Consider the following 23,495-nt stretch of genomic DNA (forward strand, 5'->3'; position numbering starts at 1 on the left):
CACATCCAACAATATGATTCTATTGACCTACAAAACTCCATTATGTAATTTGTTCTCATATATTTACTGTATATTACCTATATTATTCTTTATGCGATTATACGTATATAATACTATAGTCACGTTTTATCACAATGAAGAAATGCTTTTTATACTATGTATTATCGGATGGTTTTTTCAGTTATTAAGATATTTTTCCGTGTTTTTCCACTGCCAGCAGACAAAAAATCCCTAAAAATCAAGCTGACCCCTCAAAAAGACATAAAAAAAACAGGGTAGAAATACTTACCCTGTTACATGCCTGTTTAAACAACATTATTAAAATTACTGCCCATCACTTCGTTCATATTATGTACAGTAATGAAGGCTCTCTTATCAATTTTATAGATAAATTTTTTTAATTTTATATAATCCTGTCTTTCTAATACAATCGTAATAACTTCTTTATCGTCATTAGAAAATGCCCCTTTGGCAGAGTGCAGTGTTGCGCTTTGATGAAGGTTTTCAATAATATACTGCTTAATGAATTCACATTTCTCGCTAATGATAACTACCTCTTTTGTCATTTGCAGCTGGTTGCGGAAGTAATCCACTACAATTCCTCTCAAGAAAACTCCAAAGCAGGCGTACAATCCTTTTTCCACACCGAAAACAAACAGTGCAGCCACAGAAATAAGACAATCTGCCATAAGTACGGCCTTGCCTATTTCAATGGAAAAATATTTATTGAGTATCATGGCAACTAAGTCCATCCCACCAGTAGATGCATTTTGCTTTAATACAAGCACTAACCCAAAGCCCGCGATTAAAGTACCGACAACAAGCTGGATGAAAAGATCATGACTTAACGGTGCACTTACAGGATCTAGTTCTCCTAATCCCCAAACAAAAAACGTTAGCAAAAAACTAGCATAGATTGTTTTAAGGCCAAATTGAAACCCTAAAAACGCAAACCCTAACAGGAAGAATATTATATTGAGCAAACCCATCAGCCCGCCAAGAGGCATATTAGGGAACACCGCTTGAAGGACAATGCTCAAACCTCCGAGTCCTCCAGAAGCAAACTGGTTTGGCGCCATAAAATAATGAATATTAACGGCCATAAGCAATACCCCTATATGGAGCCAAATATAGCTTGCTGTCTTCTCAAACGAAATTACCTTCACTTTTCCCAATCCACTGAAAGATCCCATGCGATCGGCTTCTCCATCCATTCTTTTGCTTCTTTAACATTATCTGCTTTTCCTAATACCCACATCAGCTTGGCGATAATAGCTTCTGTGTTCATATCCGCCGATAAGATAACATTATATTGCGCAACCTTTCTTCCTACCTCATATAAATACAAGTCTTGTCCTTCCTCTAGGCACTGGGTGGAGATGACGACAGCCACTCCTGACTCTACCATTTCCTGAAGCTTAGGAAGCAGGTTTCTTCCCTCAAAAGGCAGGCCCCCATTGCCGAAGCTTTCAATAACAATGCCTTTATAGTTGTCTTTTAAATAGTCGAATATTTCCGGCTTCGTACCTGGATGAAGCTTCAACAGAAACACATCTGGACACAGGCTAGTATCCTTCTTAAAAGAACCTTCTGCTTTGCCAGGCTTCCAGTAATAATGAATATGATTGTCTTGAATGGATGCAACATACGGATGATTTATACTCTCAAAAGCATCATAGCTTTTCGTTCTCATCTTCACTGCACGCGTGCCAATGATAACCCTGCCATCAAAGACAACAAATACCCCGCCGATGTTTTCTGTTGCAAAACGGATACTGTCTGCCACATTTTTCTTTGCATCAGTCTGTTTAAAGCTGATCGGAACTTGAGATCCTGTAATAACAACTGGCTTGTCTAATCCTTGAAGCATGTATGATAATGCTGCAGAAGTATAGCCCATCGTATCTGTTCCATGTGTTATCACAAAACCATCATATAAGTTATAATTGTTGCTGATTGCCTCAGCAATCACTTTCCAATGCTCTGGCTGCATATTCGTACTGTCTCTGTTCATCAGTATTTCACATGTGACATCAACAGTCTGAGAATCTCCTTCAAAATGCTCTAATAACTGCTCCGCAGACATGCCAGGAACTAACCCTTCATTTCCTTCTACAGAAGCAATTGTACCACCTGTTGCAAGCAGCAATATTTTTTTCATGAGTGTTCCTCCTACTTCCTCCATCATTTCTTTATATGCGTTACGCGTATTTATTTATTTGTATTATAGTACCATTCCTATTAATAAAGCAATATATGTATTCAATTCGCGTATTTTTTCTTTTAAAACGAGGATTGACATGCTATACTCCAAATATAGAGTAAAAGGAGGAATTAAAGTTGCTGCAAATATTAAGTGAACTTAGGAAAAACAAAAACTGGTCTCAAGCTGAAACAGCTGAACTTTTAGGAATTGCTAAAAGCACTTATGCCGGCTATGAATCTGGCTACCGCGAGCCATCATTAAGAGCCCTCATTCAAATAGCAGACTTGTTTGATGTTTCTGTTGATGTAATTCTTTCCCGCAAGAATAAGACAACAAAAGTAGAAATTGGGTCTATTCCGAAAATGGACAACCTTGTGCTGACAGTAGATGGAAAGCCGCTTACAAAAGAAGAAATTGCAAATATCGTTGCATTTACAACAGTCAGAAGACAGCTGGATAAGGAAGAAATTGCTCAATAAAAAAACCTGATTTAATAAAATCAAGTTTTTTAAATCCCTAATTCAAATGTTTTACTTTTAATTCGATCGATTGTCTTTCCTTTGCGTCCTTCGTCTCATCAGGATACCCAGCTGCAATTACACCAATCACATCATAGTCTTCTGTCACACCTAAAATATTTCTACCGTTCTCAGAAGCGCCTACAGAACTCCAAAAAGTTCCGATTCCTTTCTCCCATGCCAGCAATAGAAAGTTTTGGATAAAACAAGACACCGCAGCTGTATTTTCTTCCCTTTCTAAAGCAGTCTTTCCTTTGTGAGATAAAACAGCAAATAAAATTGGCGCATCTCCGAAATTGATTTTATGATTAAACTTAGCCCTTGTTTCTTCCCCGATAAATACGATTTCCCACGGTTCTGTTAATTTATGGTTTGGAGCAAATGCTGATACTTGCAGCAGCTCTTTAATTGTTTCCAAATCAATAGCTTCTGTTTTAAACTTCTTAAAGGTTCTTCTTTCCTTAATAATTGTAGCCAAACTCATCTCTCATATCCCCTTTGCTTTTTAGTCTCTTTTATTATACATGAATGCAAGTTTTTTCTGTTATTTTAACTACTTTTATCCTGTCGACAAATTTCCCAGGAAATCTGTTAAATAAGGTTTTGCTTGTTTCACTGCCTTTCTATCAGGGAATTAGGATGGTAATTAACTAGTAATAGAAGGGAGTAGCATTATGGATAAAAAAGTAGCAGTAATCACAGGCTCTGGAATGGGGATTGGCAAAGCGATTGCAGAACGCCTTGGCAAAGATGGTTTCAAGGTTGTAGTCAGTGACATTAATGAAGAAAGTGCAAACAGAACCAGCATCGAACTGATAGAGAAAGGCATCGATTCGATTGCAATTCAAGCAAATGTCAGCAAAAAACAAGAGCTAGAAGCATTAGTAGAACAAACGGTGCAAGAATACGGACAGCTAGATGTGTTTGTAAACAATGCAGGTATAGATCAAGTTGATTCTATTCTTAATATTTCGGAAGAGGATTTACAAAGAATTTTTGAAGTCAACGTGTTCGGAACCTTGTACGGTATCCAAGCAGCCGCAGTGCAAATGAAAAAACAAGGAACTGGCGGAAAAATCATTAATGCCTGCAGCATCGCAGGGCACAGAGCTTATTCCTTACTAGGTGCTTATTCTGCCACTAAATTTGCAGTCAAAGCGTGGACACAAGCTGCTGCTGAGGAACTCGCTTCTGCCAAAATAACAGTTAACGCATATTGCCCAGGCATTGTCGGCACCAGCATGTGGGACAGAATTGACGAGGGCATGGTTGAGTATATGAATCTCGAAAAAGGGCAAGCCTTTGAACAATTCTCTAAATCTATAGCATTAGGCCGCACACAGGAACCAGAAGATGTAGCCAATTTTGTATCCTTTCTCGCTTCTAAAGATTCAGACTATATGACAGGACAATCAGTATTAATCGACGGCGGTATTCTTTACGGCTAATAAAAAGGGGGGCTCATGTTTATGAGCCCCCTTCTCTCTGTTACTTTTTAAACCGGAAAGGCACAGTAGTTACGATAACATTTCGTCTGTAAAGAAGATGGGCTTTAAGAAGCAAGCTGGATTGATTATGCAGGATATTGTGCCAGCTTTTTTTCGTTATGAACTGTGGAATAATAACCGTGACACTATGGTTATTTTCTGCTCCTTTTTCTTCAATTACATCTATGAATCTCCTTAATGGTCTCACTAAACTGCGATATTGGGAATGGATTGTCACAAGGCGGATATCCGGTCTATATGCTTTCCATTTCTCCTCCATCCGTTTTTCGCTTTCTCTGTCAAAGGCAACATATACAGCGATAATCGTCTGTCCAATCGTTTCTGCATATGCTAAAGAATTATCGACAACCTTCGTTATCCCAGCAACAGGCAAAATAACAATATTACCTTCTGGCTTTTCTGCTTTATGATGTTCATCCATACGGAGCTGGCTGGCAACATCCTCATAATGCCCTTTAATCTTATGAAAGATAAAGACGATTATCGGTAGGAATATCAGCACAGACCATACTTGAGAAAACTTTGTCGTGAATAAAATAAGCAGCACAGTTAGTGTTATTAATGCCCCAGCCAAGTTTATGCTCATTTTCCACTTCCAGTTTTTCGGTTTTTCTGTGCACCATTTTTTAATCATTCCGCTTTGGGATAGTGTAAATGGAATAAATACACCTACTGCATACAGCGGAATAAGCATTTCTGTATTCCCTTTAAAAAGAATAATTAATAGAATAGATGCCGCTCCTAATGTAACAATTCCATTCGAATAGCCCAATCTGTCACCACGAATTGTAAAAATTCTTGGCATATACTTATCAACAGCAAGGTTGACTGCAAGCAACGGAAACGCAGCAAAGCCAGTATTAGCAGCTAATATTAAAATAAGCGCTGTCGTTACTTGAATGAAATAATAAAATCCATTCCGGCCAAACACCTCTGAAGCGATTTGTGATACAACCGTTTCTTCTGCTTTTGGCGAAATCCCATACCAATAGGCAAGTAAGGTAATACCGGAAAAGAGCACTCCCAGTATAACTCCCATCAGCGTTAATGTTCGGACTGCATTTTTTGCTGAAGGCTCTTTAAAGTTCGGTACAGCATTGGAAATAGCCTCGACCCCTGTTAACGCTGAGCATCCAGATGAGAATGCCTTCAATAATAGAAAAATACTCAATCCAGGAACAGCTGTACCAATTGGTGTATGCACCGCGTTGCCAACATCACCTGTGACCATTTTCCATAAACCTGTAAGAATCAGAACCACTAAGGCGATAACAAACAGATACACTGGATAAGCCAGAATAGATGCTGATTCTGTGACTCCTCTTAAGTTCAAAATAGTAATTAATATAACAAACAAGCTGGCTATAAGCACATTATGTTCATGTAAGCTAGGAAATGCTGATGTAATTGCATCTGTACCTGCTGATACACTTACAGCAACAGTCAGGATATAATCAACGAGCAAGGAGCCTCCTGCAATCAAGCCGGCATTTTCCCCTAGATTTGTTTTTGAAACAATATAAGCACCGCCTCCGCGAGGATATGCGTAGATGATTTGACGATATGATAATATCAGTGCTACAAGCAGCACAAGTACCCCAATGGCAATCGGTATAGAATACCAGTATGCGAGAATACCAATACCTGCTAATACGAGCAGTATTTGTTCTGTTCCGTATGCAACCGATGAAAGTGCATCAGAAGAAAGAATCGCCAATGCTTTAAGCTTATTTAATTTTTGCTCCCCCAATGCACTTGTTTTTAGTGGCTTCCCAATTAAAATTCGTTTCAAAATTGAACCGCTCATGTTACCCTCCAGCTTTCTCGTAAAATGTCTAGGCGATATCCCAATTTTTGCACACAAAAAAACCACGAGGATACCCCGTGGTCGATCGTGTCAAATCGAACATCAGATTATTCCTCTCTCTAAACGCTTGCGGAGTTAGCTGTCGGGTTGGGACATCTGAGAGTTGCCCCTCCTGCAATAGGATTCACCCCAAGCGCCATTATCACGGCACATAAAAATTGGGTCCCCCGCTCCAAAAATGGATTAAGCGATTTACGAAATATTATTTACTTGAAGATATTACTCCCAAAAAGATAAAAAGTAAATGAAGGAAAAAGAGCAAAAAAGAACAAAAAAACGCTAAAAGACGCAGGCAATGCAAATTACTCGTCCTCATCTAACCAATTCTCTGTTTTTTGCTGTTTTTCTCGTTAATTCATCGTTTTATAAAATAAAAAATAAAAAAGGAAGGATTGTCGTTAAGACAACCCTTCCTTTAGAAAAAATATTAGTATGCTAAGCTGAACAAGCCTTTAATATGTGAAAGATAACGGATGTTAGAAGCTTCTTTCATCAATGATGCAGGCATGCCTTTAAGCGGTGTAGAGCTTCCGCCAACAATAGCAACTCCGTCTTTGCGGCCTAGGCTTGCAAGTGTACCAGAGTTGATTGGGCTGAATCCTTCTAGTGTTTTACCTTCAAGGTAAGCAAAAAGGTTGTACCCGATTAATTCACCCATTTGCCATGCGATTTGTGCAGTTGGAGGTGCTGGACGGCCATCTCCATCAGCTGGGAAGTATACAGCACTGTCTCCTGCAACAAATACTTCAGGATGTGAAGTTGATTGCAAGAAGTCATTAACTGTAGCACGTCCGCGGTTTACTTCTAGACCAGAAACACCAACTAGAGGGTTACCCTGAACCCCACCAGTCCATACAAATGTGTTAGCAACGATTTTTTGACCATCTTTCAAGTCAATAACATTGCCTGCTACATTTGTTACTGCAAGTCCAGTCAAGAACTTAACGCCGCGAGCTTCCAAGCTTTTAGTAGCTCTGTCGATTAAATCATCTGGAAGAACAGGAAGAATCTTTGGTCCTGCTTCAACAAGAGATAGGTTGATTTCTTTATAGTCAACGCCGTATTTCTTTGTCATTGCAGGCAGGATGTCAGCTAGTTCACCAACTAGTTCAACACCAGTCAATCCGCCGCCGCCGATAAGAATAGTAGCATCTTCTGGTTTTTTCGTTTTAGCATATTCGCTGATGCGTTCTTCCACATGCTTGAAAATTTTGTTTGCATCTTCAGCTGATTTTAAAACCATGCTGTTTTCTTCCAATCCAGGAATACCGAAGTAAGCTGTTACGCTTCCTAATGCAACAACAAGTGCATCGTAGCTTAGCTTAGATCCGCCTGCAAGGATTACTTCTTTATTATCTACGTTGAAAGATTCAACTGTTGCAATCTTAATATCAACATCAAGACCTTTAAGAAGCTTATCAAGAGGCATTGCTACAGCCTTTTCATGAACGTTTCCTGCTGCAAGGCGATGCAATTCCGTAATGATTTGGTGTGTTGGATATTTATTGATTACCGTTACATTCGCTTGTGATTTAGTGTAATATTTGCGTACATTTTGAGCTGCCAATAGACCGCCGTAGCCTGCACCTAAAATAACTATATTTTTTGCCATGGTATATCCTCCGTCCTTCGTTCTATTCAATTGTTGAACTTATTTTTGTTGGTCGCGTTCGTTCAAGATTTGAAGATAGCTTTGTGTAAAACGCAGCATTTTTTGAGCTTGAGGATCTTTTAGTAATTTAAGCAATCCGAATACACCGATTGTTTCATTGCTTTGCTCAGCACGATCCTTCGCTTCAATTACAGCTGAAGCCATACCTTTTGCTGAATGAACGACTGGTTCAAGCATTTCAGTTGTTGCATTGACCATATCACTCATGAAGACCTCATCTTTTGATAGGCCTTGAACAAGATCATATGAGCTTGTCAATGTATTAACGACTTCTGTTAATTTTGGCAGCTGTTCGATTAAAGTAGTCAATGACTCTTGTACCTCAGGCTTTAAAAGCTGATCCAATAAGTCTTGGCTATTAGTAGATGTAGCTGTCAGTTCAGCACTTGTTTGTGTAGTTGTTTCTGACATAACTGATTCTCCTTTGCTATTGGCATTTTCCTAATGTTTTTTTGAATATCAAACTATTGTGCATTTTTGCACAATAGTTCGTAGACTAATAATTTGGATACATTGATAATAAGGTATGTAGTTATACAAAACTAGTAATTCTAAAGTTTCTACAACAACCCTTCATTAACTCCTTTAATATAATACCACTTTTTTATTAAAAATAAATGTGAGAACCGCAAAATTTTAAAGATTTTTTTGTTTTGTGTGAGATATGTCACAGCGACTCCATCCAATCCTTGCTCTTACCTACCAGGAAAAAACCTTGATGTCATGCGTTGTTATTATAAATACGTTAGTTATGCTTCAGTGAGAACTTTTTACAAATATTTGTCGATTTAATCATAGTCTTCACGTATCAACCTGCCGCTATGCATTCTATTTTTAATGTGTGGAGATAATTTCTTTTGATCCATCTAATACAAAAAACAGGCCAATTTCGGCCTGTTTTTCTTTTATATTTCAATATCCACGACGATGCTGTCGACTCTGCCGACTTCGCGAATATATGTTGCTACTGCTTGATGTTCGGGATTTGGTCCATATAATGCAAGGGCCTCCCTGTCTTCAAAACGAACCTTCAGGACTACCTGATAATCTTTACTGCTTTGGGCGAAGTTCAGTCCTGCCTGCAGGTCTACAACTCCCATGATTTTGTTTCTTAAGGCGCGGAACCTTTTAATCACTTCCTGCAGCTGTTCTTCTGTTGTTGTTTCACTAAATTTGACAAGGACAATATGATCTATCATGCTTGAACCTCTTTCTGGCATACTTTTTTCGTTCTCATTTTAGCGGAATTTTAAACAAGCAGCAAATTTTTTAGCAAAGTTATGTAAATGGACTTATTTTTCCTGAGTCCTTTGTAGTGCTTAGACAGGGTCTGCCGCTTAATTTTACACATATTTTTCCATCAATGATGAAAATCAGCGCTCCGCAAATATTTCAATGAAAACGATACATACTAAGTTAAGACATATAACCATTTTTATTATTATTTAAGAAGGAGTTATTATGAGCAGCCAAGAAAAAGACAATCAGAAGGATTCAAATAAGCAAGGTAATTTAAAATGGTATGAATTATCACTTGTTGGTGTCGGCTGTACGATTGGCACTGGCTACTTTGTAGGTTCCAGCCTGGGAATCATTGAAACAGGTCCAGCGATTGTATTATCTTTCATGATTGCGGCAATTGGAACTTATATTGTTTTTAATTTATTGGCAAAAATGACAGCAGAAGATCCCCAGGAAGGGTCCTTTTGTTATTACGCTAACAAGGCTTTTGGTTCTTGGGCCGGCTTTAGCTGCGGTTGGAATTATTGGGGTTCCAATATTCTTATTATGGGCAGCCAGCTTACCGCCCTGTCTCTTCTTTCACAATTTTGGTTTCCCAAAATACCTCTTTGGGTATTTGCTTGTATTTTTGCTGTATTATCGATATTTGTCGTTTTCTTGGGCACAGACGGCTTTGATAAGGTTGAGAATTATTTAGCTGTTATAAAAACAGCAGCGATTGTTATGTTTATCATCTTAGGAGCTGCAGCTTTATTTGGCTGGATTCATGGCGGAGATCATGCTATGCAGACCCCTAAAAGCCTTGATGCTTTTTTCCCAAAAGGTTATAAAGGATTTTGGACATCTCTTATCTATGCCTTTTATGCATATGGAGGGATAGAAGTTATTGGAATGATGGCGATGCAGCTTAAGGACAAGAAGGATGCACCAAAAGCTGGTACTAATATGCTCATCATTTTGCTGATTATCTATGTTCTGTCTTTAGCTTTAGCAGTATTGCTTGTACCACTTGATAAATTTAATGAGAAGGAAAGTCCTTTTGTAACAGCACTCGCAGGTTATCCGCTCAGCTTTTTCCCTCATGTTTTTAATGGGGCGATCATTATTGCTGGGTTTTCAACGATGACTGCATCGCTATTCGGTGTAACTAAATTACTTGTTACAATGGCTAAAGGTGGCGATGCACCTAAAATTTTCGAAAAGAAGCTAAAGAAATTTCATAAGCTGCCCCTTCCCTCATTAACTTTAGGAGCAATAGGATTATTTGCATCCGTTCTAGCTGCTTTACTATTGCCAGGGAAGATATTTGAGTATATTACAACTGCAGCCGGGATACTGTTACTGTACAATTGGGCATTTATTTTGTTCTCCTCCTTTAAAGTTTTGAAGCCTAAAGGATGGGATAAGACAAAGGCAATAATCGGACTGCTTCTTATTCTTGCTGCTGTCAGCGGGACAGTGTTAGAAAAAGGTATTCGAACTGGCTTCTTTATAAGTCTTGCTTGTGTTTTACTGATTGGGATTGCAACCTTTATCGTACATTTAAAACATAAAAAGTCCTCACCTGAAACCACCTAAATGAAGAGGAAAGCGTTCTAAGCTTTCCTCTTTTAGCGATTTTGCCGTTTTTTATTAGAGATGCCAGCTTGGATTTGTTTCATTTCTGCTTCATTAATAATTCCTAATGTTTTGCAAATATAAGAATATGCAGCAATCTTCTTTTCAACTCGTCCGCTTCGATTCATTTAAATCACTCCTTTAATACCATTTATATGCATTATGTTAAAAAAGTTTCCTTTACGCAAAAAAACTAACCATACGCACAGGGTTGGCTAGTTTCCAATTATTCACTTTACTTTTTTGTTATACTATTTATAAGGCTTGGCAGCCACTCTTGCAAATTCGAGAATAGATACCCCATCCCTTTAGCTTTATCATTGCTCATTGCCCAAAATGAGTCAATTCCATAAGGAGATGCATTATTGTCCTGCTTCTCATTAGCTAAAACCGCTTGTTTTCCAGTGCTTTTTTCAATTATTGCTATTAGTTCAGACAAGTGAATGATGCCGTCAGCACATGCATTGACTGGCCCTTCTATCCCCTTTACTCCAGCCCAGGCAATAAAGTTTCCCGCTTCCTTTTCATCAATAAATCCCATTGCTGCCTGAATGTTAGGGAAATAGATTTCTTCCCCGGCTGCCACTTTTTCTGTATGAAATTCAAGTCTTTTAGTATAATCGTTGATTCCAAGTACGATGGGAATTCTTACTGCTGCCGTCTTAAAAGGGGCTTTTTGGAAAAACACAGCTTCTGCCTGTCTTTTTCCTTCTTGATATGTCACCTCTTTGACGGATTTTATAACGATTGGATATTCATATGGATTAAAATCTTCTTCTTTTAAAAGCTGCTTGTAAGAGTCATACACAGATAATGTGGATGTTAGTATGTAATGTTCCGTTTTTCCGCTGAAAACCTCTATTGCATTAAGTGCATCTTCTGAGGAGTAACAAATCTGGTCATAAACAGCATCCCATTTTGTATCTTTAAATGATTCCTTAAAGTTCGTTAAATCAGAGCGGTCAAAGAAAATTCGTTCCACTTCGTCTCCAAAGGGATCTGCCGCCATCCCTCTAGTTGCTACTGTTACATGAACACCCATGTCTAATAATGACCTTACAAGATGCACACCAAAAAACCTTGTTCCACCGATCACAAGCGCTTTTTCCACTAATATCCCCTCCACTGATGATACTTCCTATGTAATGCCACTATATTATTCTACAAACAGGAAGCGTATCCTTTTTCTGCACGAAAAAAGATGCATATAGCTATGCACCTTTTTGAATAATTATCTTGGGAACCCTGGTACATATTGTTGTGGAATTGCTGTTTCCTTCCTTAACTGAGCAGCTGCTTCTAATGCCCAGTAAGGATTTCTTAACATTCCTCTTCCAACTGCAACAAGTTCTGCATCTTCATTTCCAATAACTGAATTAGCAAGAGCTGCTTCATCCAATCTGCCTACAGCAATGACAGGAAGATTAAATGCCTGTTTATATGCTCGTGCGAACGGCACTTGGTAAGCAACATGTGTGCCAGGTTTTCCTGCTGCTGCAATCGGGCCTTCTCCGCCTGCACTTATATGGAATATATCCACACCTGCATCCACATACGCTTTCGAAAACTCGATGCTTTCTTCCACCTCGTAGCCGCCTTCCACATATTCTTTCGCAGAAATGCGCAAAATTAAAGGCATATCTTCCGGCATAGCACTCTTAGCTGCTTTGATAACTTCCACACCAAATTTCGTACGATCTTGACCATACTCATCTTCCCGTTTATTTGTCAGCTTTGATTGGAATTGGTGAATTAAATAGCCATGTGCACCATGAAGCTCAATTGTGTCAACGCCCGCTTTTACAGCACGCTCCACTGCAGCACGGAATTTCTCTACCATCCCTTTTACTTCATCTGTTGTTAGCTCTCTAGGTGTTTTCGAGTTTTCGTCAAATGGAATTGGCGATGGAGCGACTGGAAGCTCTGCATCTTCTGCTTTGCGACCAGCATGAGCAATTTGAATGCCCACTTTCGCACCGTGTTGATGACAAGCATCCACTATTCTTGCAAGTGGAGCAATTTGCTCATCAGACCATAATCCTAAATCATAGTCAGTAATCCTTCCGTCTGGTTCAACATCTGTCATTTCAATAATGATTAAACTCGCACCACCGATTGCTCTGCTTACATAATGAACGTAATGCCAATCTGTTGCAATTCCGTCCTTTTTCGTCACAGAATATTGGCACATTGGCGGCATAACAACTCTGTTTTTTAGCTCTAAGCTTTTGTAAGAGTATGGAGAAAATAAATGTTCCATCGTTATATTCCTTCTTTCTTTTTCAAAATGCATGCTCATGCATATAAATTATCATTCCTGTTCTAGATGGTCAAATAAAATAACTTGAAATAGCTCTCTCTTTTTTTCCACATACAAGATACCCGTTTTCTCCCAAACCTATTCCACTTCAATAGCAAAAGCATATAGTGCATCTCCATTAGGACTATCCTCATCTGTCCACAAAGCAGAGTACACAAAATAGTAGATTCCCGCTTCTTGCGGAGCCTTCATTTGGCCACCAGCTTTTAATACTGTTGTTTCTTTATTTTCAGACTGTATTTGTTGTAAGCTCCCTTCAGAAGGATTTTCATAATCAAATTCAAATTTTATCCTTTGATTAGCTTTGACCTTTTTCGGTGTTTCATCCTTGAGCAGCTCCAACGGTCCAGCTGTATCTGCACAAACACCGCTTCCGCCATTTGACCAGCAGTAGCTGCCAAGCTTCGTTTTATGCCGGATATCGTCCATAACAATAAAAAGACTAGGTGGTTCATTCATGGCAGGCTGAATGTTTGAACAGCCTATTAGCAATACAAAGAAAAAAAGCAGTAAGATTATCCTTCGCAAACGAGCACATCCCCTTAGTCTGTCTTCTTCTAATAGGGCGAAAACTGAATGGAAAAAGTTACAACAAAATATAAAAAAAGGAAAGAAGTAAAAGCGGACATGTGCTTATCAGCTTTTACTTCTTTCCAATCATCATTTGCAATATGGAACTAAGGTCATTTTTTGTTTCTGTCTTTTCCAGTATAGCTGCCAGTGTGTTAGAAAAAGTCTCATTTGCTTTCACAAACTTGTCTTTACCATACTCAGTCAATGCAGTGTAAATTCCCCTCCGATCATCTGTGCACAGATGTCGCTGCAGGGCTCCGCATTCCTTCGCTTCAAGTCTTGTCACAAGCCTTGATAAGGCACTTTGGCTCAAGCCCACCATATCTTGAAGCTGTTGAAGTCTAAGCTTATGCTCTGGTGCTTTTGACAAATAAAGAAGCACATAAAACTCTCTAAGTGAAAGCTTATGCTGATGCTGCAGGACATGTTCAAGCTCCGTCGCTATTGCACCTTGTAAGCTTGATAATGCCAGCCAGCTTTCCGTATATGAATTTGCCGGTTTTTCCATCATTGTATCTCCACCTATATCCTTATAACAAAACCCGAATTCTTTCCTATAAAATACTAACTCCCATTCTATCAACAGGGAGTATAACGGTCAATGCAGAGGATATCAGTGTTGTTTGTTAACTATTTTAGCCTCTCCCAGCCTGGAAAGACGGATATTTTGTCATACCGCCGTCTGCAAACAAAGTTATCCCTGTCACATAGCTGGACTCATCAGATGCAAGCCAAGCAGCAACGGCAGCGATTTCTTCCGGCTTTCCTATATAGCCTAATGGTATCATACTTTCCACATCTTTTCGCTTGGCAGGATCGGCAAACTTTTCTGCATTAATAGGAGTGTTAATGGCACCAGGCCCGATATTATTTACACGTATTCCTTTTGGAGCATACTCAAGGGCAAGTGTTTCTGTCATCAGCTTCACCCCGCCTTTACTTGCTGCATAATGAACAAATGTCGGCCACGGAATCATTTCATGAACGCTTGACATATTGATTACATTGCCCTTAATATCATGCTCAACAAAATACTTTATCGCTTCCCTGCTGCCAAGAAACGCACCAGTCAAATTTGTGCCGATTACCTTTTCCCAATTGTCTAATGTCATCTCATGGGATGGCACTGGATTCTCAATTCCTGCATTATTTATCATTATATCTAACTTTCCAAAGTGGTCATGCGCAGTTTTAACAAGATTGATGACATCTTGCTCCTTTGTGACATCACCTTGAATAATGACAGCTTGTCCGCCTGCTTCTTCGACTTCTTTTTTGACAGCTGATGCCTCGTTGTCATCAGAAAAATAATTGATGACAACATTAGCCCCCTCTTTACCAAATCTGATTGCCATTGCACGGCCCAAGCCCGTCGATGCTCCTGTAATTGCCACTACTTTACCTTTTAAGTCAGTATACACGGAAAGTTCCTCCTTGTTATTTTTTCGCGATGCCTAAACAGATGACCCCTGCAATAATGAGGATAATCCCAACCGCAACAAAGACAAGCTGGCGCTTTGTTTTCTTTTCTCCTAATAAGAAGATTCCGCCTAGGGTAGAAATAACTACACCTGTCTGGGATAAAGAATAGCTGATTGCCACGCCGACCTTTGGCTGCGAAATAAACAAAAACATATTTCCAGCTGCCCAAAACAAACCAGGCAATATATTCTTTAATGCATAAAGATTGAATGGCTTATGTTTATATGTAATAACAAGTCCGCCAATCACCATTCCGATTGACTGAGGGAAGAGTGCTGACCAGCCATCAACAGAAAACAGTCTTGCGATTACAACATAGCCTAAATACCCTAAAGTAGAAATCAGTAAGGTAACTGTCCCCTTTTTCAGTTTGGCAGACTCATCTGCACTTCTCTTCTGATCATATGTAGTTAAAATTATCCCTGCTAATATACAAAGAATGGCAATAATGCCAAGAATAATGGTAGTAGCAGTTGTCCACTCACGAAATACTAGGACACCAAACAAGGTTGTTGATACAATCTGCAAACCAGTTGAAATTGGCATTGTCTTTGAAACCCCAATATATTCAATTGATTTAAATTGATTGCTTTGCCCAATTGCCCAAAAGATACCTGAACATATACCGACAATAAGAATAAGAAGGGACAGCTCCGGTCTTGCAATCAAATAAACTACAGCAGAGAAAAGAAGTGCACCAATTGTTGTACCTAATGTCTGACTGTATGCCCCGCCCCCTATTTTCACATTAATTAATACGATGCTGCCCCAAAACAGAGCAGGAAGAATTGCTAAAAAAAACTCCACTTTAAATCAAACCCACTTTCTTGTTATATCGTTTAAATTTCCCTAATCGTGCAAAATCTAATCAGCATATTTATTAATAAAGCAAGTAACTTAATAAAAAAAAGCCTAAAATCTCGATTTGCGGATTTCAGGCCACTCCATTGCTTATTCCATTGTCAGCACTTTTTCTTCTAGTAAACAAACTGCTTTATGGCATTCACTGTCGCTGATTGAAGATTTTAACTCACCTATTGCCATATCGACAAGATGCTTGCGGCGATTTTCCGGCTCTGCCAGCTCTTCCTCCACAAAATCGATTAATTCCTCATATTTTTTCTGATCTTCCACATTTTGCACACTGTTTCTAACCATTAGCTTTAAAGATTCAATCATACAGGAAATATTTTTACTATCTGTATGCCTGTCACTTTCGGCGCTGTCTGACAGCCATTTTAACAGCAATTCAGGAGCAAGCACTCGTTCGCCAGTCTTCGCAACATCCTCTGTCATCGCAATTATTCTATTAACACTGTACTGTACAATTTTATGAACATCTATTTGCCGCTGTTGATCTAACGAATAGAAAAAGATCATATTATGAAGGTTGCCAGTCAACATGACGGCACAATCAAGCAGATACGGTTTTTTATCAATTCCGCAAATATCCATTAGCCGCTTATACAGCCAGTTTAATTCCTGAATTCTCCTCCTGTTCAAAAATTGCTTGAGCTCCGGATCATTCGTAAATAAAATTTCTTCAAAAAGAGAGATAATCTTATACTGGTTGTTCGTGTTAATTAACAATTCAATTTGCTGAATAAAAATTGCCAATGAAGCTTTATCTTGACCAATCATAAGCTGTTTGCGCTTCTCGCCAAGTTCAGTGTATATATCCTTAAAAATAGAAATCAGCAGTTCATTTTTACTTGAAAAATAGTTGTAAAAGGTTCCTTTCGAGATTCCGCTACTTTCTAGAATTTCTTGAATGGATGTGGCTTGGAATCCTTTTTCAATAAATAGCTCATGAGCTTTATTCAATACATGCTTTTTCCGGTTATTCATATTCATCACCTTAGGGAAATTATACTGACAGTTCAAAAAACATACTAACCTATTCGGTAAATAATTTCAAGAAATCAGCAAAGAAAACGTTACCATTAAGCCTTGCTCTCGCTATCCAACAGGAAAAATAATCCAACAAAATTTATTTTTTAGTAAACCTAAACATTTTTTATTGCAAAATTTATACTGCCAGTATATTATTATTTAAGCCTAGAACAATTGTATAAAAAATGAACTAAAGGTTCATAAGGAGGAAAACATTTCATGAACAACACAGCAACACAAAATACGAAAAAGCCACCATATGGCATTATCGCCATTCTGATGGCCGGGGCTTTTGTTGCTATCTTAAACTCAACATTATTAAATATAGCATTGCCTTCTATTAATAAGGACTTTGATATTGATGCTTCTGTCGGGCAATGGCTCGTTACAGGCTACATGCTCGTTAACGGAATTATGATTCCGACAACGGCTTTTTTAATTCAAAGATATTCCATTAGACGCCTGTTTATCACAGCGATGTCATTGTTTACCATTGGTACACTTGTGGCAGGCTTCTCAGGATCGTTCCCGGTTCTGTTGGCAGCACGTATGGTCCAAGCTTCTGGTTCTGCGATTATGATGCCAGTATTGATGAACTTCCTGCTTACAAGCTTCCCTGTTGAAAAACGCGGAAGTGCAATGGGAGTATTCGGCTTAGTTATGATTTTCGCACCAGCAATTGGTCCGACATTGTCTGGTTATATCGTAGAGCACTTCCATTGGCATGTTTTATTCCGTGTAATCGCACCAATTGCCATTCTTGTATTGGTACTTGCCATTGTGAAATTAAAAGATAAAAAGGATAAAGTAGATATTTCTATCGACACCCTTTCTGTCATTCTGTCAACATTAGGCTTTGGCGGTCTGCTGTACGGATTCAGCACTGCCGGCAACAAAGGCTGGGACAGCCCGTATGTTTATGGAACATTGATTATCGGTTTCCTAAGTTTAGTTCTCTTCATTGTAAGACAGCTTAAAATTCCAAATCCAATGCTTGAATTCAGGATTTTTAAATATCCGTTATTTGCATTATCAGCAGCGATTTCTATTGTAGTTAATATTGCCATGTTTTCTGCGATGCTGTTAATGCCTATGTACATTCAAACAGTTAGAGGTATCTCTCCACTAGATTCAGGACTGCTGCTTTTACCTGGGGCAATCATTATGGGAATTATGTCGCCAATTACTGGTAAACTTTTTGATAAATATGGTGCCCGTATTTTAGCAGTAACCGGGTTGGCTATCACAGCTGTTACAACATATATGTTCAGCAAATTAACAATGGACACATCTTATACAACTCTAATCATCATTTATTCTTTCCGTATGTTCGGGATGTCAATGGTTATGATGCCAGTAATGACAAACGGCTTAAATCAAGTGCCTGGACGTTTGAATCCGCACGGCACAGCAATGAACAATACATTGCAGCAAGTTTCTGGCGCAATCGGGTCTGCATTAATGATCACCATTATGTCCAACCGCACTACAACACATGCAAATGAATTGGCAGAAGATGCAATGAAATCTATGGCTAACAGCACAGTACAGCCAGATGCGGCAACACTTGCGGCAGCTAAAGAGCAGCTTGCGATGAAAGCAATGATGGAAGGAATTAATGATGCATTCCTTATTTCTGTCGGCGTCGTTGTTCTTGCTTTAATCCTGTCATTCTTTATGAAACGAGCAACACCTGCTGAAGATATTCAAAGCAATCCAAACAAAGTGCAGCAAAAAACTTCTGCTAAACTTGCAGAAAACTAATAAATAGATACAAAAAGCCAAGCTGTGATTATGATCAGCTTGGTTTTTTTATATCAATATATCAACCTCCTTTTCCAAACTGAATCCCCCCCTAGATTTGCTCGTGACGAACAAGAAAATTTCTAATTTTTATGGTGAACTCTTGGTTAGTTTTTGGTATAATTTAGCTAAGTTAATAAAAAAATTCTGTTACTAGACTTTCATATTTTAACTGCGGATGCAGGATTAATAATGTATTCAAGTAACTTCAGGGCAGCTTTGATAATAGACAGACTTAAATAAAAGATAGCGGAATAATAAAAGGTGGCTAGAAAAATGCTGAAGAATAAACGAATCAAGGAAATTCAGGATTATGTGCATGAACATGAAACTGTTTCTTTAGATGAACTGGTAGAAGTATTTAATGTCTCTAAAAATACGATTCGCAGAGACATACAGGAGCTTGTTGAAGAAGGAGAGCTTAAAAAAGTCTATGGCGGGGTTGCCGTTAACCATGCGACACTCGTTTCTTTTAACGATCGGCAAATACGCAATAAGGATGAGAAAATGCTGATTGGTAAGAACGCAGCCGAGTTCGTTCAAGACGGTGATATAATTTTTATTGATTCAGGCACAACCACATTGGAAATGCTGGAGTACCTTAAAACAAAACAGCTTTCCATTATTACAAATAATCTCGATTTCATCATTAAAGCACTGCCATATGAAAATCTTCATATTATAACATTTGGCGGTGTGCTAGAAAGAAAAACGAAATCCTTTGCAAGCATCCAAAGCACAGATGTTATCAAATCCTATAACATCAATAAGGCCTTTATGGCATCAACAGGGATTTCCATCAGTAATGGTGTCACAAACTCCTCCCCATTAGAAAGCGAAATTAAAAAGAATGTTGTCGAAAGAAGTGCTGAGGTTTACTTGCTTGTTGACCATCATAAGTTTGATAAATATGCATTAATGACATACTGCACTCTACATGATATTGACTACTTAATAACAGGTGCCGAGCCTCCAAAGGAATATCAGGCATTCGCAAGTGAAAACAATATTAAGCTTGTCATTGCTCAAAAAGAAGCATAAAAAACAGCTCCTAAATTACCATTTAGGAGCTGTTTCCATTTTTCTTTGTTCGAATTTAACAAATAGCCGGTAATAAATTACACCACTTAATATGGCTAACAAGCTGATAAAGAAGAATGTCCACGTATAGCCCACCCATGCACTCATCGGAATGGACAATGGTGCAATCATTTTCGAGAAGGTGTAGCGCAGACTTGCAGCGGCATAATACTTCCCCCTTTTATCAGCTGGTGCAAGCTCGGAAATGAACCCTTGCTGTATGCCAGCTGTCATCAACTCTGCCAGCGTAAACACAAGCATCGCCAGCAGCAGCCCCCAAATCCATGAAGTTTGGCTAAATAACAGCACAGAAGCGGCATAAATAAACGAAGATATGATAAACACATTCCGTTCTTTGTATTTACTCATCCATCTTGTAACTGTAATTGTAAAGATAGCGACTAACAAGCCGTTTTCTGCGAGCACAAGACCAAATGCCTGTGTGCTTTCCACCACATAAGACCAATTACCGAATTGAAGCAAAGGCTGGTCTGTCACCACTTCATTTATATACACTGGAAACAGGAGATCTAATTGCATGAAGGTTTGTCCGACAAGCACGCCTGCGATGATGAAAAGCAAAAAAATGCGGTCATTCATGATTACCTTATAATCTTTAAGCTGATCGCCGAGCACAGAAATCCAATTACTTGCTTGCCCGCTCTCCTCCATTTTGGAAACGGGTGCAGTCTCTGTGATCTTATAATGAAGAACAATGCCGAGAACAAGATTCAGCACGCCGGCCATCAGCAGTAATGCAAATCGGTAATCAGCGAAAAAAATACCGCCAATAATAGGGCCAATCACGACTGCAATATTTGTCGACGTATAAAAAATCGCAAATACATCGCTGCGATCCTTCTCTTCCACTACATCCGCTATCATTGCCTGACTTGCCGGCCAATACACTGCACCGAACATACTTACAACAGTAAAGCACACAAACCCTAGCAGTGCTGAGTCAAGCCAAGGGGAGCTTGAGAAGGCAAAAACGGTGAATGCAGCTCCTTGGGCAAATGCTGACAGCACCATCATTCTTTTCCTGCCGTATTTATCTGCATAATAGCCTCCGAGCAAATTGGCTGCACAGGAAACAACTTGAGATAATATTAACAGCAGGCCAGCTGTTGATTTTCCGAAGGAATCAGTAAAATATATAGCTAAAAAAGGGAAGAACATCCAAAATGTAATATTAACAACAGATTCCCCTGCAAGGCGGATCTTTAAATTCTGATCCCAATCTCTTAGACGCATACTCATACGAAGCATTCTCTCTTTCTATAATCTTCTTCTATAATACCAATCTTTTACATGCATCCTCAAGTTAATTTTACTATATTAAGAAAACGAAAAAGGACAAACCCTAAGCTAGTTTCTTAGGATTTGCCCTTTTTCTTAAATAGATATCTTTACCTCTGCATTCATACCGAGCAGCACTTTTTTTGTCGGATTCTGAATGGAAATTTTCACTTGGACTTTTTGTGTCACTTTCGTATAATTCCCTGTTGCATTTTGCGAAGGCAATGCAGAAAAGACAGAGTTTGTCGCATAGCTGATATCTTCTATCTTTCCGTCAAACATTACATCTGAATCACCGTCCACGGTTATATCAACATTATCACCAATCTCAATGTCTTTTAATTCGGTTTCCTTAATATTCGCTAAAACATACATATGATCCATATCTGCTGTTTGAGCGAGCACCTGCCCTGCTTGAACAAGCTCATTTGCCTTTGCTTCATTTTTAATAATCGTTCCAGCCTCCATACTGTTTACGTTACTTGCAGTCTTCCCACTGCTTACCTTTCCTACTGATTCCTTTTTATTTATATCTTTTCCAGCTTCCCCGTTCCAGCTCGTTAGAACCCCTGAAGTTGGCGCCATAATCTCCGTAATATCTGCTGAAACGACAGCATCATCTGTTTTTACATAATTTTTGTTTTGATAATAAAAATAAGCTCCTAAAGCAATCAGACCTAATATAACAACAAGTCCGATGAAGTTTATTAATAATATTTTCCCTTTGCTCATCTGTTTCTCTCCAATCTTGATTAGACTCTAATGTTTTCCGCCTTGTGATTTACAGCTTCCTTTGACGGTTTTTGAACAAGTGATCTGCCCTTGCCTGTGGCAACTTTACCGATGGAAGAAAGCAGCATAATTACACCTAAAACTAGCAGTATTGTGAAAAGCTGATGGTAGGCTCCTAAAATAGCAGATTTTTTGGCATGAACAACGAGTTCATAAGATGCCAATGATTTTGCATCTGCAACAGAATTCCCCTGCTCCATTAAACGTCGCGTCCAATTTGCCATTTCCAATTTAAACTCTGAACTGTCACTTTGCAGGCTCCATCGAAGCATTTCATAATTGACGGCGTTTTGCTTTGTTAAAAACCATGCGAGTAACGGGGAAACAATGGCACCGGCAAAGTTACGCATAGAATGTAACGTGACAGACCGCATGGAGGCTTGGTGAATGTCTCCTGCAAGAGCAGTTCCTAATGCTCCACCCACTAATACCATGCTTACCCCCGCTCCTAGGCAGGCGACTTGAAAATATAATTCATGCAAGGAGGTTGCTGAATCAATCGTTCTCCATTGAATGCTTACGTAAATAACGGCAATTGAACCAATAATACCAAGGATACCTGCTCCTAATTTGTCATATAAAACCGTTTTTAGAACAGCTGTCACAACTATACCGACGAAAAACCAGAAATAAAAATAGGACAAGTATACAAACGGCAAATCTAAATTATTGCGTAAGAACCCATTAATACCAGCAATTGCAAAAACTAATGCCAGATGAGAAGCGATGGCCATGATTGTGCCTGAGATAGGCTTTGATGCCTTTAATGTTCTAAATGGCACTAATGGGGTTTCGGCCTTTCTATCAACAACAATAAATAGGCACATCAGTATGAAAGCTGCTAGTAAAAATGGCCAAACATAGATTGATGAAAAGCCTTTGTCCACTAAATTACATAATGGAACGGCAAGCACCGCTAGCAAAGCCGTCCATAGGAATATGCCTGTTTTGTCCTGTGGCAAATGCTCTTCTTTCTGCTCTAGCTTTGGCAAACCGAAAAAGCCAACCAATAAACACAGAACAGAAGCTATAACATTCAGCACAAACAGCCAGCGCCAAGCGCCGGCCTGTAAGGATACGGCTCCAAATAAAGCACCTAAAGCGCTAGCACCGAACAGACCTGTGATGATCATCAGCAAAAACGTGTTCCTGATTTTATTAGGAAACGACTTTAGACTGGCAGGCAAGATCGTTAAAAACAAAAATCCTGCACTGATTCCTTGGACAACCCTCCCGATGATAAGAAACAATAAATCTTCTGTAAGGACTGCCATAATGGAGCCAATCAGAAAAATAAATGTAAACAGCAAATAGTTCTTTCGTAAACCAAATTTCCTTGTCAACACTGGTCCTATAGGCACACCAAATGCAAACCCAAGATTAGATAAGGTCGAAGGCAGCAATAGGCTGCTTGTTCCAAGCTGCAAACCATTTTGTATCACACCTTGGTTTAATATATAAGAAAGATTGGAAAAATACTGTGAACCGATGGCGAATATTGTCAAGATGGAAATGATTAAATATGGAGGAACTGCCACCTTCTCTGATTCAGATGCAGATGTATTAACTTGCTGACTCATTTTCCCTCCCCCTTTTTGTGGTTATTTATATATTGTATACAAC

At 38.9% G+C, this 23,495-nt stretch carries 23 protein-coding genes and 1 riboswitch; of the genes, 5 read left to right on the forward strand and 18 right to left on the reverse strand.

Annotation, left to right across the window (positions count from 1 at the left end):
- Window positions 1-305 precede the first annotated feature (305 nt).
- Together M3600_RS01630 and M3600_RS01635 are read right to left on the reverse strand one after the other, a co-directional pair.
- On the reverse strand, window positions 306-1,193 hold the full coding sequence (locus M3600_RS01630) for a YitT family protein (protein ID WP_233317735.1): 888 nt from the start codon (window positions 1,191-1,193) through the stop codon (window positions 306-308).
- Window positions 1,163-2,161: an asparaginase gene (locus M3600_RS01635; RefSeq protein WP_233317737.1), complete on the reverse strand. Its 999-nt coding sequence runs from the start codon at window positions 2,159-2,161 to the stop codon at window positions 1,163-1,165. Before M3600_RS01635 ends, M3600_RS01630 begins: the two co-directional genes overlap by 31 nt.
- A gap of 179 nt (window positions 2,162-2,340) precedes the next feature.
- On the opposite strand from M3600_RS01635, the gene M3600_RS01640 reads away from it, so the two are divergent.
- A complete protein-coding gene (locus M3600_RS01640; protein WP_233317739.1) occupies window positions 2,341-2,685 on the forward strand; it encodes a helix-turn-helix domain-containing protein in 345 nt (114 codons plus the stop codon).
- Between the two features lie 37 nt (window positions 2,686-2,722).
- On the opposite strand, the gene M3600_RS01645 is transcribed toward M3600_RS01640, so the two are convergent.
- Window positions 2,723-3,208 carry a nitroreductase family protein gene (locus M3600_RS01645; RefSeq protein WP_233317741.1) on the reverse strand — a complete coding sequence of 162 codons (486 nt, stop codon included), beginning with the start codon at window positions 3,206-3,208 and terminating at the stop codon, window positions 2,723-2,725.
- 190 nt (window positions 3,209-3,398) lie between these two features.
- Between M3600_RS01645 and M3600_RS01650 the strand changes: the two genes are divergently transcribed.
- Window positions 3,399-4,172, forward strand: a complete 774-nt coding sequence (locus M3600_RS01650) for an acetoin reductase (RefSeq protein ID WP_237941116.1) — start codon at window positions 3,399-3,401, stop codon at window positions 4,170-4,172.
- A gap of 40 nt (window positions 4,173-4,212) precedes the next feature.
- On the opposite strand, the gene M3600_RS01655 is transcribed toward M3600_RS01650, so the two are convergent.
- From M3600_RS01655 to M3600_RS01670, 4 genes are all read right to left on the reverse strand, one after another.
- A complete protein-coding gene (locus tag M3600_RS01655; protein ID WP_233317746.1) occupies window positions 4,213-6,039 on the reverse strand; it encodes an APC family permease in 1,827 nt (608 codons plus the stop codon).
- Between the two features lie 108 nt (window positions 6,040-6,147).
- A riboswitch (cyclic di-AMP (ydaO/yuaA leader) is annotated at window positions 6,148-6,299 on the reverse strand.
- Window positions 6,300-6,526: 227 nt separating this feature from the next.
- Window positions 6,527-7,711 (reverse strand): NAD(P)/FAD-dependent oxidoreductase, encoded by a 1,185-nt coding sequence (locus M3600_RS01660; RefSeq protein ID WP_233317748.1) that lies wholly within the window; start codon window positions 7,709-7,711, stop codon window positions 6,527-6,529.
- Between the two features lie 39 nt (window positions 7,712-7,750).
- On the reverse strand, window positions 7,751-8,182 hold the full coding sequence (locus M3600_RS01665; RefSeq protein WP_127735207.1) for a helical membrane plugin domain-containing protein: 432 nt from the start codon (window positions 8,180-8,182) through the stop codon (window positions 7,751-7,753).
- A gap of 494 nt (window positions 8,183-8,676) precedes the next feature.
- Window positions 8,677-8,970, reverse strand: coding sequence for a Dabb family protein (locus M3600_RS01670; RefSeq protein WP_233317750.1), 294 nt, complete (start codon window positions 8,968-8,970; stop codon window positions 8,677-8,679).
- Window positions 8,971-9,232: 262 nt separating this feature from the next.
- Between M3600_RS01670 and M3600_RS01675 the strand changes: the two genes are divergently transcribed.
- Window positions 9,233-10,591, forward strand: a complete 1,359-nt coding sequence (locus M3600_RS01675; RefSeq protein ID WP_237941114.1) for an amino acid permease — start codon at window positions 9,233-9,235, stop codon at window positions 10,589-10,591.
- Between the two features lie 32 nt (window positions 10,592-10,623).
- Here M3600_RS01675 and M3600_RS28815 read toward each other — a convergent pair whose 3' ends face one another.
- The 8 genes from M3600_RS28815 to M3600_RS01710 all read right to left on the reverse strand — a co-directional run bounded on the left by M3600_RS28815 (window position 10,624) and on the right by M3600_RS01710 (window position 16,853).
- Window positions 10,624-10,758, reverse strand: a complete 135-nt coding sequence (locus M3600_RS28815; RefSeq protein WP_267913467.1) for a hypothetical protein — start codon at window positions 10,756-10,758, stop codon at window positions 10,624-10,626.
- A 107-nt stretch (window positions 10,759-10,865) separates the two neighbouring features.
- Window positions 10,866-11,756, reverse strand: a complete 891-nt coding sequence (locus tag M3600_RS01680; RefSeq protein WP_251644637.1) for an NAD-dependent epimerase/dehydratase family protein — start codon at window positions 11,754-11,756, stop codon at window positions 10,866-10,868.
- Between the two features lie 105 nt (window positions 11,757-11,861).
- Window positions 11,862-12,890 (reverse strand): NADH:flavin oxidoreductase/NADH oxidase, encoded by a 1,029-nt coding sequence (locus tag M3600_RS01685; RefSeq protein WP_233317756.1) that lies wholly within the window; start codon window positions 12,888-12,890, stop codon window positions 11,862-11,864.
- A 138-nt stretch (window positions 12,891-13,028) separates the two neighbouring features.
- Window positions 13,029-13,478, reverse strand: a complete 450-nt coding sequence (locus M3600_RS01690) for a hypothetical protein (RefSeq protein WP_251644638.1) — start codon at window positions 13,476-13,478, stop codon at window positions 13,029-13,031.
- A gap of 115 nt (window positions 13,479-13,593) precedes the next feature.
- Entirely contained in the window at window positions 13,594-14,034 is a 441-nt protein-coding gene (locus tag M3600_RS01695; protein WP_237941111.1) for a MarR family winged helix-turn-helix transcriptional regulator, read from the reverse strand.
- A gap of 124 nt (window positions 14,035-14,158) precedes the next feature.
- Window positions 14,159-14,944 carry a glucose 1-dehydrogenase gene (gene gdh / locus M3600_RS01700; RefSeq protein WP_237941110.1) on the reverse strand — a complete coding sequence of 262 codons (786 nt, stop codon included), beginning with the start codon at window positions 14,942-14,944 and terminating at the stop codon, window positions 14,159-14,161.
- A 16-nt stretch (window positions 14,945-14,960) separates the two neighbouring features.
- Window positions 14,961-15,812, reverse strand: a complete 852-nt coding sequence (locus M3600_RS01705) for a GRP family sugar transporter (RefSeq protein WP_233317765.1) — start codon at window positions 15,810-15,812, stop codon at window positions 14,961-14,963.
- 144 nt (window positions 15,813-15,956) lie between these two features.
- Entirely contained in the window at window positions 15,957-16,853 is an 897-nt protein-coding gene (locus M3600_RS01710; protein WP_233317766.1) for a TetR/AcrR family transcriptional regulator, read from the reverse strand.
- A gap of 264 nt (window positions 16,854-17,117) precedes the next feature.
- On the opposite strand from M3600_RS01710, the gene M3600_RS01715 reads away from it, so the two are divergent.
- On the forward strand, window positions 17,118-18,662 hold the full coding sequence (locus tag M3600_RS01715) for a DHA2 family efflux MFS transporter permease subunit (protein WP_233317768.1): 1,545 nt from the start codon (window positions 17,118-17,120) through the stop codon (window positions 18,660-18,662).
- Window positions 18,663-18,977: 315 nt separating this feature from the next.
- A complete protein-coding gene (locus tag M3600_RS01720) occupies window positions 18,978-19,742 on the forward strand; it encodes a DeoR/GlpR family DNA-binding transcription regulator (RefSeq protein WP_237941109.1) in 765 nt (254 codons plus the stop codon).
- Between the two features lie 15 nt (window positions 19,743-19,757).
- On the opposite strand, the gene M3600_RS01725 is transcribed toward M3600_RS01720, so the two are convergent.
- The 3 genes from M3600_RS01725 to M3600_RS01735 form a co-directional block, all read right to left on the reverse strand.
- Window positions 19,758-21,035 carry an MDR family MFS transporter gene (locus M3600_RS01725; RefSeq protein WP_233317886.1) on the reverse strand — a complete coding sequence of 426 codons (1,278 nt, stop codon included), beginning with the start codon at window positions 21,033-21,035 and terminating at the stop codon, window positions 19,758-19,760.
- A 141-nt stretch (window positions 21,036-21,176) separates the two neighbouring features.
- The gene (locus M3600_RS01730) at window positions 21,177-21,812 is read right to left on the reverse strand and encodes a biotin/lipoyl-containing protein (RefSeq protein ID WP_251644639.1); all 636 of its coding nucleotides are present in this window, start codon (window positions 21,810-21,812) and stop codon (window positions 21,177-21,179) included.
- 20 nt (window positions 21,813-21,832) lie between these two features.
- On the reverse strand, window positions 21,833-23,452 hold the full coding sequence (locus tag M3600_RS01735) for an MFS transporter (protein WP_251644640.1): 1,620 nt from the start codon (window positions 23,450-23,452) through the stop codon (window positions 21,833-21,835).
- Window positions 23,453-23,495: the final 43 nt, after the last annotated feature.

This window comes from Niallia sp. MER 6 (assembly GCF_023714395.1).
Lineage (GTDB): Bacteria > Bacillota > Bacilli > Bacillales > Cytobacillaceae > Niallia.